At 32.8% G+C, this 12,822-nt stretch carries 10 protein-coding genes; 3 read left to right on the top strand and 7 right to left on the bottom strand.

Annotation, left to right across the window (positions count from 1 at the left end; all coding sequences use genetic code 11):
- Positions 1-30 precede the first annotated feature (30 nt).
- The 3 genes from AAGD20_RS00935 to AAGD20_RS00925 all read right to left on the bottom strand — a co-directional run bounded on the left by AAGD20_RS00935 (position 31) and on the right by AAGD20_RS00925 (position 2,130).
- Positions 31-849 carry an IS3 family transposase gene (locus AAGD20_RS00935; RefSeq protein WP_341748686.1) on the bottom strand — a complete coding sequence of 273 codons (819 nt, stop codon included), beginning with the start codon at positions 847-849 and terminating at the stop codon, positions 31-33.
- Between the two features lie 7 nt (positions 850-856).
- Complete coding sequence (locus AAGD20_RS00930) at positions 857-1,156, bottom strand: transposase (protein WP_341748685.1); 300 nt, start codon at positions 1,154-1,156, stop codon at positions 857-859.
- 602 nt (positions 1,157-1,758) lie between these two features.
- The gene (locus AAGD20_RS00925) at positions 1,759-2,130 is read right to left on the bottom strand and encodes a helix-turn-helix transcriptional regulator (RefSeq protein ID WP_341749065.1); all 372 of its coding nucleotides are present in this window, start codon (positions 2,128-2,130) and stop codon (positions 1,759-1,761) included.
- Between the two features lie 469 nt (positions 2,131-2,599).
- Here AAGD20_RS00925 and AAGD20_RS00920 point away from each other — a divergent pair, with 469 nt between their 5' ends.
- From AAGD20_RS00920 to AAGD20_RS00910, 3 genes are all read left to right on the top strand, one after another.
- Complete coding sequence (locus AAGD20_RS00920; protein WP_341749064.1) at positions 2,600-2,725, top strand: hypothetical protein; 126 nt, start codon at positions 2,600-2,602, stop codon at positions 2,723-2,725.
- A gap of 479 nt (positions 2,726-3,204) precedes the next feature.
- A complete protein-coding gene (locus AAGD20_RS00915) occupies positions 3,205-5,949 on the top strand; it encodes a hypothetical protein (protein WP_341749063.1) in 2,745 nt (914 codons plus the stop codon).
- A 38-nt stretch (positions 5,950-5,987) separates the two neighbouring features.
- Complete coding sequence (locus AAGD20_RS00910; protein WP_341748792.1) at positions 5,988-7,259, top strand: IS256 family transposase; 1,272 nt, start codon at positions 5,988-5,990, stop codon at positions 7,257-7,259.
- Positions 7,260-7,284: 25 nt separating this feature from the next.
- Here the strand turns inward: AAGD20_RS00910 and AAGD20_RS00905 are convergent, their stop codons facing one another.
- The 4 genes from AAGD20_RS00905 to AAGD20_RS00890 all read right to left on the bottom strand — a co-directional run bounded on the left by AAGD20_RS00905 (position 7,285) and on the right by AAGD20_RS00890 (position 12,318).
- Positions 7,285-7,749 carry an ankyrin repeat domain-containing protein gene (locus AAGD20_RS00905; protein ID WP_341749062.1) on the bottom strand — a complete coding sequence of 155 codons (465 nt, stop codon included), beginning with the start codon at positions 7,747-7,749 and terminating at the stop codon, positions 7,285-7,287.
- Positions 7,746-8,789 (bottom strand): IS630 family transposase, encoded by a 1,044-nt coding sequence (locus AAGD20_RS00900; protein WP_341749061.1) that lies wholly within the window; start codon positions 8,787-8,789, stop codon positions 7,746-7,748. Before AAGD20_RS00900 ends, AAGD20_RS00905 begins: the two co-directional genes overlap by 4 nt.
- 137 nt (positions 8,790-8,926) lie before the next feature.
- Positions 8,927-11,770, bottom strand: coding sequence for an ankyrin repeat domain-containing protein (locus AAGD20_RS00895; protein WP_341749060.1), 2,844 nt, complete (start codon positions 11,768-11,770; stop codon positions 8,927-8,929).
- Between the two features lie 299 nt (positions 11,771-12,069).
- Positions 12,070-12,318, bottom strand: a complete 249-nt coding sequence (locus AAGD20_RS00890) for a hypothetical protein (protein WP_341749059.1) — start codon at positions 12,316-12,318, stop codon at positions 12,070-12,072.
- Positions 12,319-12,822 lie beyond the last annotated feature (504 nt).

Here is a 12,822-nt window from a genome sequence, read left to right as displayed (position 1 = left end):
ATAATTCCCATGAAATTATTATTGTCACTATTATGCAACTTTTTGTTTATAGTACATCAAGCTAGGAGTCCTATACCCCAATGCTTGGTGCATTCTTTCGTGGTTATAAAAATCGATATATTCCTTAATAGCTGCTTTTGCCTCCTTTACAATTGTTAAAATTATTCGATAAATTTTTTCCTGTTTCAACGAACGCCAAAATCGCTCAATAAACACGTTGTCCAAAGCTCTACCTTTGCCATCCATACTTATTTGAATATTATATTTTTTTAAAATACAGATAAATTGCTCAGACGTAAATTGCACTCCTTGGTCTGTGTTAAAAATCTTTGGTATACCATATTGTTCTATAGCTTCCTCAAGAGCCTCTACACAAAAAGTACTTTCTAAACTAATAGATACCCGCCAGCTAAGTATATAACGACTGTGCCAATCCATAATGGCTACCAAATAAACAAATCCTTGTTGCAACCTTATGTAAGTGATATCTGAACACCATACTTGATTTGAGTATGTTCCCTCTAAATCTTTTAATAAATAAGGATATATTTTATGTGCCTGATTTCTTTTACTCAAATTCATTTTAGGATAAACAGCTTCAAGACCCATTATTTGGTAGTAACGTCTAACAGCTTTACGACCTACCGAAAAACCTTGGGCTTGTAAATATTTAGCCATCCGTCGCATACCATAATATGGATGCATAGTATAGGTCTCATCAATTATTGCCATGATCTTAAGTTCTTGTTCACTAATAGCAGTAGGTTGATAGTAGTAGGTTGACCTACTAATACCCAACAACTTACACTGTTGTATAATTGTTAATTTATTATGATTAGGCTCTATCATATTACACCTAACCTTTAAGTCCAAACAATGCAGATTTTTTTTTGAGCCAGTCACGCTCTACACTTAACTGTCCAATTTGTTCATATAGATTCTTGATTAACTCCTGCTGATTTGGATCAGCACTCTGTGTTTTACTCTTAAAGCCTTGTACTAATAATTCAAGCCCCTGTTTTTTCCAATTACTTATCTGCGTTGCATGAACACCATACTTACTAGTTATTTGGGCTATTGTTAGCTCGCCCTTGATTGTCTCTATGACAATTTTTGATTTCTCCTCAGCACTATATTGCCTTACTTGTTTTTTCATCTCTAGCTCTCCTTTTTTGCTAAAGAATTCTATCTCATTTCTTCTATTTTTGTGTCCAAAATATGGAGACCATTATATAGACTATTTAAAATATAGGATGAATGATAAGCTACTTGCCCCATATTTGAAAAATACAACAATAGATAAAAGGCTAACAGAGCTATATAGGCAACAACAACATTTAGAACAACAGAAGTAATTATAGTTGGAAATGTATAAGAGTAAAGTTGATTTTCAAAATTCAACTTATAGTTGATATATAAATTGTTTTTTACATTAAGAAATTTTTAGTTTCCTAAAAGTTAGCTTTTTTATATCAAAAATTTACTCAGAAAATCAAAAATTCTCAAATTTTGTACAGTTTTTTTGTTAAAATTTTAATTTTTGACGAAATAACTATGAGGCTGCCTACGATAACTAATTAATTATATTTTGAGCTATTTTTCGGCGAAAATATATGATTTTTGAAGGAATAGTGTACTTATTTCAAGAAAATCATGTTTATTTGCAGCCAAAAAGAGCCAAATATAGCATTACTTTAGTTATTGTAGGTGTAGCCTCCTAGATACCAATAACTGTATCAGTACTTTTCCCTTACTATGCTACTCTTTAATCAACGAGTGTATCAATGCATTAATAGCCTGTTGATATGCTGGGTTACAGATTTTCATAAAATTCCTTGACACCTCTATACACAAACGCTGATGCTGAGTTTGAATAGGCTCAATATTTTTAATATCTTCTAAACCTTCATAAAAATAATCAATATTTTTTTCTAATGCTTTAGCAATAAGAATCAGCCTACCTATTGATATTCTATTGAAACCAGTCTCATATTTTTGTAATTGTTGAAGTGTTACATCTATTGTCTTTGCAAGTTGCTGACGTGACAAACCTTTAGCAAGCCTTAGAGAATAGATTTTTTGTCCTATCAATTTATCAATTTTGCTTATATAGTCATTGTTTCTTGCCATAATTAATTATAGTATTTTAAGTTCATATCGTTCTGTATGGCTTACGTTTATCTGATAGAGAATTAAGCTTATTCTTCAAACCCATCAATATCTTATTACATTTTTCAAATTTTGAAAGGATTAAAATAACAAGCGAATACAATTGTCCTTGTAGATGTAACATAATAACTCAAGTATAACACCTACTCAATAATACAAAAAATATCAACCAAAGATTAATTTGTAGAAACTTTATTATTATATTGACTAGGTGTGAACAAAAATAGGCTTTGTTCCAAATCATCTATTTTATTAAGTAAATCTTCTGTTTCATCTTATGCAGCAATATCTGATAAGTGCAAACTAGCTAGTGAGGTTAGGCTTTGGCTTAAATCTTTACTACTCTCAAGGCTACTTAGGTTGTTATCACTCTTATTATGTGCAACTCTGCTTTATCCACCTGGCTAGGTGTAAAAATCTTTCCGCCCAAATGAAATTTATAGTCAATTCAGGAGAATTTGGGGCTAGGAGCGATGGAGCGACGCCTATAAGTAATAGACGAGCGACAACGTCCCCAACTTCTCATCAATTGACTATAGCAATATCTGGTAAATGATCGCTATTACTCGCGTAAACATTTTTCATGATTTTTTTAAGATTTTCGATATCTTGTAACTTGTTAAATTTGACAGCAATTTTTCTCATATAAACCCCCTGTAGTATCTGTATTTCGAGGGAATTATTATACCATAAAAAATCACCATTTGCATCAAGTTTCGTGATATTTTTACATCATGTTTTTTATTGCATAATTACCACTAAATTTGATATTCCACAAATTTCTTTAAAAAGCACTTTACATATTAAAATATATTAATATTACACAAAGCATATTAGACTTTAATAGTAAAGATTACTTTATTATATCATAGAATAGAACTCGTGTGGGTCTAAAGAACGTCATTGCGAGACCACATAGTGGTCGTGGCAATCCATTTCTAATCATTTTTCTGGATTGGCTTTGTCACCGCTAAGCAGCCCCTAGCAACGACGTCATACTAATCTAGTTAACTATAAATAAAAGAGAGAAAAACAATGCCCTTAGAAAAATATGTTATAGACCAAATAACTACTAACTCTATTACTAATCTTGATCTTAATAATAAACAGATAGACGATGTTAAAGCGAAGGAGCTAGCAGAAGCCTTAAAGGATAATCACACTATTACTACTCTTTACCTTTATCAGAACCAGATAGGAGATGCTGGAGCACAGGCTATGGCAGAAGCCTTAAAGGATAATCACTCTATTACTAATATTAATCTTCAGAATAATAAGATAGGAGATGCTGGAGTACAGGCTCTAGCAGAAGCCTTAAAGGTTAATAAAGCTATTATTGATTTTTGCATTGATCGTAACCCGATAGGACCTGTGGGAGTTAGGCATCTAGCAGACGCCTTAAAGATTAATAAATCTATTGTTGCTTTTTACACTAGTTTTAACAATATAGGAGATATTGTAAAAAATGAGATAAAAGCAGCCCTACAGATTAATGCAAATTTTCCTGCAGAAGCCAAAAAAGAGGCTCTAGCAAAACAAATAGCCGAACAGGCAAGGCAAAAAGAGGCTGAAAGACTTGCGAAGGAAGCAAAGATTAGAGAGCAAGAGGAAGCTGAGGCAGCCAAAGAAGCGGCTAGATTAAAAGCTATAGAGGAGGCAAGGCAACAAGAAGCTGAAAGACTTGAGCAAGAAGCAAAGCTTAGAGAGCAAGAGGAGGTTAAGGCAGCCAAAGAAGCGGCTAGATTAAAAGCTATAGAGGAAGCAAAAGTAAAAGAATATATCCCCAATATACCGGCTGTAAAATTATTTGAGGTAGTGGGTGGGGATAATCAGTTTAACGATGATGATCAGGCTACTATCAAGGAAGTATCAGAGCTAATTCGAGACGGTAACGACCGTCTGCAGGAACATGGCAAGCAAGGGATATTGCTACTTGGTAATACCGGGGCTGGCAAGAGTACGCTCGCTCATTTATTTAGTGGCAAAAAACTGCAAGCAATTAGGGATGATGCAACTAACAAACTGGTTATTGATGCGATGCAGCCACTTGCTGATATTGTCATTGGTCATAAAATGACTTCTGAGACTAAAATTCCTAATAAATGTCTGGCTAAAAAGCTACCCATTTGGGATTGTCCTGGCTTTAATGATACTGACCCTGTCCAAGAAATTGCTAACAGCTTCTATATTAAAAGGCTCTTTGAGACCACAGATCAGCTAAAATTTGTGTTGGTGGTAGATGAATCAGATTTAAGCAGTAAGAGAGGTAGTGATTTCCTTGAAACGTTATATAATTTTATAAAAAGTTTTAAGGATATTGAATCTATAGAGGGTAGCATATCTTTAGTAGTTACCCATGTAGAAAAAGGCACAAATATTCAGCATATCAAAAACTCTATAGATGCAATATTAAGAGATAATCAAATATTAAAATATATTCAAGGGGCAACAAAGAAATGTAAGGAACTGATTGAGAAGCTCAAAGATGGTAATTCAATACATCTATTCTATAAACCAACTGAAGAAGGTGAGTTAACTGTACCTGACTTACTTGCGGAAATAGACAAATCATCCACATATTCTGACGCTAATAGTGAGATGGTCAACATAGCTATTTCAAAGAAAGCTACGGAGTGTTCATCGCATCTGTTAAATACTGCGAGTAATAATTTTAATCAACTATTAGAGGTGATAGTTAAAGCTATTGGTGATGCCACTAATTGCTTAAATATTAATCCACTTAATGCATTTTCTGAAAATTATGCGATTGTCAAAGATTTGGTTCCGTCATCAATTAATTACAATGAGCTAAAGCAACATAGCGAAGGTGAATATTTTCCAGAGTTGGAGTTATTATCAAGATTGCAAAAAGTGCTTAACTATAATCAAATAGATAACATACCAAATGCCTTAATGATCTTGCAGATAGCAGTGGAGCTTTTTGCTGAATATGCTGACTCTGATAATTCTCAGCTTCAGCATCAGATACAAGATTACGGTTATTGTTTACAGCAGCAACATGAATATGTAAAATTCTTTGCTAATGTCTGTGGAGTTGAATTACCTGATCATGCAAAGATTGCAGAGTTAATAACAGCTTGCCATACTAAAGTAACAGAAAATCTTGAGTATCAAGTTAGTAGTTTGAAGATTGATGAGAACCAATCTGACCGAGAGTATTATACTAAAGCTATCGAATATCTGGAAAATTACAAAGACTCTCCTGCCTGTAAGAATCTTAAGGCTATAGCCTATAGTTGCTTAGCTAGTATTGCTGAGCATGATGGTGCTAATGAAGCTGCCTTGACTTACTATGCAAAAGCTATAGATGCCAATAGCCACCTACCAAAAATATATGAAGAACTAGGACAACTACTTTTTAACAAGGGTGAATATGCTAAGGCGATTGACTGCTATAAAGTAGTTAATAATGAATTTATGATAAAAACATGTTTTAAAAAATGGCTAAAACAAGATCAAAACAATCCTGATATAATGCTAAAACAGGCTGAGTATTCCGAGTCTGTAGGTTTATTTGAGCAAGCCAAAAAATATTATCAGCACGCATTTAGCCTAAGTCATGATGACAATTTTAAGGCTGCCGCTTTAGAAAAAATTGGCAATATTATGGTTAATACTGCTGCTCAGGGACAAAATTTTATTACCAGATCACAGGAACATGATTTTTACAATTATGACCTGTTAGATGAAGAATTTACCAAAAATTTACTTGGCGGAGTCTATAATATACTTTGTGTAAGTTGCAAAAGTAAGCAGTAAGAAGTACTGTAAGAAAACAACTTATAAAAAGGTAAAATATGTCAGAAAAAATAAAAAAGAAGATATTAGAACTAAAAGATAATAATATAAGTAATAATTTAGTAGAAGAATTATTATCAAAAGCCGATCCATCTAAGTTGTTTGGCAAAGAAGGATTATTTCAACAACTAAAAAAGCAAATAGTTGAAAAAATATTAGAAAGTGAACTAGAGCATGAATTAGGTTATTCAAAGCATAGTAAAATGCCGAAAGTAGATAATAATCGTCGTAATGGTAGCTATGAAAAGACAATAATTGATGATGATGGTAGGAAGGTTACTCTGGAAGTACCAAGAGATCGAGAAGGAGAGTTTGTTCCGAAATTAATACCTAAAGGGCTGAGAAGATTCAGTGGATTTGACGATAAAGTTATCTCACTTTATGGTCGAGGAATGACAGTCAGTGAAATTCGAGGTCATTTGGAAGAAATATATCAAACTGAGGTTTCCGGTGATTTAATATCGACAATAACCGATGGAGTAATAGACGAAGTAACTAGGTGGCAAAATCGAGGTTTAGATAAGGTTTATCCAATATTATACTTAGACTGTATTCACGTTAAGTCTAGGGATAACCAGGTAGTGATAAATAAAGCAGTATATTTAGCGATTGCTGTTAATATAGAAGGAAAGAAGGAGTTGCTGGGTATTTGGGTAGGAAAAAATGAAGGTGCTAAATTCTGGATGCAAGTAGTTACTGAGTTAAAAAATCGAGGAGTAGAACAAATTTATGTTGCTTGTGTTGATGGTCTAAAAGGTTTTCCGGAAGCGATAAGTAGCATATTTCCTGCGACTATAGTACAGTTATGTATAGTTCATATGGTTCGCAATTCAGTGAAGTATGTCTCATATAAGGATTTAAAGGAGGTGACCACAGATTTGAAGCAAATTTATACAGCAAATAATGAAGAAATGGCAAGTCTAAAACTTCAACAATTTAGTTCAAAATGGGACAAAAAATATCCAGTAATTTCTGATATTTGGCAACGTAATTGGTGTGGGATAATCCCATTTTTTGCTTTTCCTGAGGAAATAAGAAAGGTAATTTATACAACAAATACCATTGAATCTGTCAACCGTCAAATTAGAAAAATCATCAAAAATAAGGGGGTGTTTCCAGATGATAAATCAATTCAGAAAATAATATTTTTAGCTCTGCAAAATGCATCTAAAAAATGGACTATGCCCATAAAAGATTGGTCATTAGCTTTGAATCAATTTGAAATACTTTGTGGTGATTTTAAATATGATTTATTGGAATGTAAAAAATAGAACTTACACAAAATAAATGATTGACTCAGAAAGTAGCTTTATAATTAATATCAGTAGTTTTCTCAGCAATCTGTTTTATATATTTTATATGAGGAATCTGAGCACAATATATCAAAGCATTCGCATCTTGCTTATCTATTAAATTAACATCTGCTCCTTTTTGCAAGAGTTTATCAACCCCATAATAAAACCCATTAATAATCGCATGCATCAAAACTGTCTTGCCATCTATATCTTGATGATCTAAATCTGTAATCTTGGCAAGTGCAAGATCAAAAGCTGCTGAGTGTTGAGATTTACTTGCTTCCTTAAGCACATCAGTATGAGCTAATTCCTCTGCAGAAATAGTTTTTGTTATTACTATTAAGGGATTTAAAGTAATAGCCTTTAATTCTCGATATGAATTGAATAAATATTTAAAAGTATTAGAAATATTTACTTGCTTTTGTAGTTGACCACTTAAAGTAGCCTGTTGTGCTAGTGTACTCAATTAACCTGAAGAGTTGCAGAAATGGTTAAGGTAATAGTTTGGAAATTATCATTTATTAAGGTACGTAACCTATCTTTATAATTGCCGATGTTGCTAAAAAATTTGTTTATTGCTTCCGAAAATTGTTCGAAATTATGATAAAATTTATTATTAGTTGTAATACTGTGCATAAACTTCCATAATCTCTCAATTGGGTTAAGATTTGGACTATATGGTGGCAAAAATACTAGCTCTATTTTAGTATTTACTAGGTATTCCTTAACTTTCTTGGATTTGTGGTAACTGGCATTGTCACAGATTAAATATATTCTTTCCTTCTCACTATTCTCCTCTTCCAATCTCTGTAGGAAATTAACTATCTGCTCCCCATTTATTTTGGGGTTCTCTGTGCTTACTAACTGTAAATTAACTAGGTTAATAGCACCAATCATGTGCTTTCTTCTCCAGCCACTGAATGTTGGTAAGGTCTTATCTTGGTTCTTTCTTATCCAACCGCACCTTGCCTTTGCTTGATACTGAGGATGAACACCGTCCATAAAATATATGGCTTCCTTATCTCTGAGATTCCCTTTTAGTAAACTGTAGTTTAACTTAAATAATTCTTGCTTGTCAAAATCCAGCTTAGCTGGTACTACTTTCGGCTTCTTGTAAACAAAACCCAGTTTGTATAGTAATTTTGTTACTCCCGTTATCGTATATGTCACACCATATTTGTTCTCAATGTAATGCATGATATCTTTAGCATAAACATAATTATTTGCTTCTAGGTGATTCACTAATTCTGCCTGCTCAACATCATTTAATTTGCTTGTGCTACCTCCATTGTTGGTATTAAGCTTATTGGCTTTTTGATAATCAACAATATGTTTTCTTATCGCTTCGTGGCTCAGGAGTAGTACCTTAGCAATCTCTACATTACTATACCCATCGTCATACATCAAAACTGCCTTAATACGATCACGTATCCTTCCGTCTCGTTCTGTTTTATGACGTTCCTTCAATTTTTCTCTTTGTTCTTCTGTCAATACATTCTTGCTCATAATATCATATACTCTATAATATCTCTCCTATCTTTGCAACCCTTCATTTATTAGTAGTATGCCTGACTTAACTGATTAGATAAACTTTCTAAGTTACTCTTACTCATAAATTATTACCTTGTTAATTCAATATTGTGTTAAATGGCAAAGTCATGGGATAATCCTGTAACATTTGCTTCCAACTCTTCAGAAGGTAGTGAGCCAGGATATTTAAGCCACTGTAATGCTTCTGGTAAGTACTTATTCGCTATCTCTAGTACTGTTTCACCTTTATTAGCAACATGATCAGTTGAAGCAGAGTGTTCAAGAAGATATTTTACAACGTCTAGTTTTTTTATCTTAGATATCCCCTCACTTTCCCACAACGCAGAATATAAAGGAGTATAACCTCTATCATCTACAGCATTAACTGAAGCTCCTGCATTAAGTAACATTTTTACAGCAGGCAAATTAGCCAACCAGCTAGCCATATGTAAAGGTGTATAATCATTAGATGGTGATAGGTTAATATTGGCAGCATGATCAATTAGAATTTTGCTAATCTGATGCCTCAGCTCATCATCATTTTGCACTGAGTAATATAACGGTGATGCCCCATCTTTATCAGCTTTATTTATGTTCACGCCATTAGCAATTAAACATTCTACCACTTGTAACTGTTCCTTACATATTGCTGCTTGCAAAACTGTACGACCATCACTTTGACGAATAGCATTGATATCAGCCCCTTTATCAATTAACCACTTAACTATGTCAACATGCCCCTGTTGCGATGCTAACCATAAAGCGGTATATTGCTCACTATTAGTTGTTTTATAATCAATATCTAAAATTGTAGGAGCTAGTATCTTCATTATCTCAATAAAACCTTTAAAACTAGCTATATGCCATGGAAGTGTACCTTCATTACTTGGAATATTACTATCTGCTTGTTTGCTTATTAATAATTCTGTTATTAATTTATTACCATTCGATACAGCACAAAATAATGGAGTTACTCCAACGATACTTTTAGCATTAATATTAGTTCCTTTGGTTAAAATATTTTTGACAATATTAATATCTTCTAAATTTACTCCCCAATGCAATGCTATCCATCCACCAGCATCAACTATATTAACATCAGCTCCTCTGGCTAATAATTCTTCTGCTACTTCAGGATGCTTTTTTTGCATTGCTACATGTAGAGGTGGCATACCATTAACAGCATTTATTGCATTTATATTAGCCCCAAGCTGAAGTAGAGTTTTTACTGCTTCTAATTTACCTTCCTGAGCAGCAAACCATAAAACCTTCTTCTCGTCACCTTTATCTACGATCGTTTTATCGTAGTTAATTAACGCTTTGATAACCTCTAATGCTTCTGTAGCAACTGCTTCATGTATTGGGAATGCTCCATCTTTACTTAAAATTAGAGAATTTGCACCATTATCTAATAGAAACTTAATTATTTGAGGTAGATTATAATGTGCACACCAGGATAGAGCTGTTAAACCTTTAGCATCCTGATGATTAATATCAATACCACCTTTATTTAATACTTTTTCTACCCAGGATACATCTTTAAATTCTAAAACCCAATGTAAAGATCCATATCCAAAGTTATCTATAACAGTATTGTTAAATTTTGGATGGTTAAATATATATTCGGCTATAGCAGTATTTTTCTTCATACAAGCTATAAAAAATGTAGTAAATCCTTGTTTAGTAGTTTTGGCATTAATATCTGCATATTCTCCAACTAACCATTGTACAGTAACTAACTGACCTGATTCTGAAGCTATATGTAATGCTGTTGAGTTTACAGCATCAGTAGTTTTCAAGTCGATAATATTAGGAATCTTGTTTTTTAGAAACTTCATTGTGTTTATAGCCCCGTATTGACTTGCATAATGCCAAAGATGCCTACCTTCTATATCTAAAATATTAATATCAGCTTCATATTTCATTAGAAACTCCAATGTTTCTATATTATTGCGCATTGCCGATTGTAATGCCGGGGTTCTTCCTCCTTTATTCTGAGTGTTAACATGAATATTTTTAGTAAGCATTAATTGCATAACACCAATAGAGTGTGGCACCCTTGCAGCATAATGTAAGTATGTATTATCCTGAACATCTTTTAGGCTAAAATCCATTACACCTTGATATTGTGTTAATAATTCATTGGTTAAATATCTGAATCCATGATCACAAGCTAAGAAGAATGGTGTAAGTCCTTTATCATTCTGAACGTTGATATCAGCACCTTTGTCAGTTAAGAATTTAGTTGTTCTTAAGGTTTTTTCTTGATTTACTGTGTAACCATCAAGTACCCTAATACCACCACACCCCCTTAGTGTAAAGTTTTCATCAATTACCATTTGTTGCCCAACTATATATAGTTGATTAGCATCTTGTAACTCATTATTTAATTCACTGGCAAAGATTATTTCATTTGTATGGGATATAATAAGATGAAGAGCTGTACCACCATCAAAGAGGGCAGATTTACAATTAATATCAGCGGTTTTCTCAGCAATCTGTTTTATATATTTTATATGAGGAATCTGAGCACAATATATCAAAGCATTCGCATCTTGCTTATCTACTAAATTAACATCTGCTCCTTTTTGCAAGAGTTTATCAACCCCATAATAAAACCCATTAATAACTGCATACATCAAAACTGTCTTGCCATCTATATCTTGATAATCTAAATCTGTAATCTTGGCAAGTGCAAGATCAAAAGCTGCTGAGTGTTGAGATTTACTTGCTTCCTTAAGCACATCAGTATGAGCTAATTCCTCTGCAGAAATAGTTTTTGTTATTACTATTAGGGGGTTTAAAGCAATACCCTTTAATTCTCGATATGAATTGAGTAAATATTTAAAAGTATTAGAAATATTTACTTGCTTTTGTAGTTGAGTACTTAAAGTAGCCTGTTGTGCTAATGCCTGACTTAACTGATTAGATAAATTTTCTAAGTTACTCTTACTCATGCATTATTACCTTGTTAATTCAATATTGTCCTAAATACGTCCATAATCACCTTTAATAGTATAAGTGTAGCTCATTTAATTATTATAAATCCATATATAATCAATGGCATCATCGTGTAATTCTAAAACTGCTTTATCGCTACTTGAATGGCAATCAATACCTGCTTAGGAGTCCACATTTTATGTACTATGCAATCAAGTTCATAACTCCTACTAAAATACAACCCACCATCTTAAAAGTTGTTAAAATGACTTCTGAGATGGTGAGTAAATTATAAACTCACAGAGTCTTTAAACTATCAGTTATGATGCGAACTATCTCCCATCAAACTTTGTTGAATGGCATTTGGATCTGTTATCTCTTCCGTATAGAGATAAGATGGAACTGAAACTGTTTTACCAATTGATACTGTACCGCCAGCACTCCCAAAAAGATTTCCATCAACAACACAATTACCATCATGTTTATAATATACTTTACCTATAGTTTGGTTATTAGAACGTTGTTTGACAATCACACATTTTGCATATTCATCTCGTGTTTTCATGATATTTACTCCCATTTTAATTGTGTTAGTTTAGCAATCAGCTTTACAGCTAATTGAGCATCACCTCAAAAGTTAGGTTGTTGTTTCAACATCCATTCTACTGTTGAGTTAATTATCTTTACACATTCTTAATTTTAATGACAACAATTTATATACTATTTATCATAATATTTATTCTATAGGTTGTAAATCTATCACAGTAAAAGTTTTTTCTATATAGCTGTAACTAATCCGACAGGAATTGTCATTATAATTTAGGCTATTTCTTCTTTTACTCTACTGTGTAGAGCAAATTTACTATCATTAATAACAACTCATGCACTGATTCCAACAGATAAATTTAGGAAACTTATTATTTACCACATACAGCTTAATCAAATAGAATGGCGACAAGAAGATAAAAATATAGAGAGAAAAAATTATAATAAAATCAGATACCAGGAAGTTATAATTTTTTTCAGGTACTTTGTGCAGCCTTGGCTGATGTTGCCATATGATACCAGA

Origin of the sequence: Candidatus Tisiphia endosymbiont of Sialis lutaria, assembly GCF_964026535.1 — a bacterium.
GTDB lineage: Bacteria > Pseudomonadota > Alphaproteobacteria > Rickettsiales > Rickettsiaceae > Tisiphia.
The sequence above is the reverse complement of the archived record's forward strand: the minus strand, read 5'-3'. Positions and strand labels throughout refer to the sequence as shown.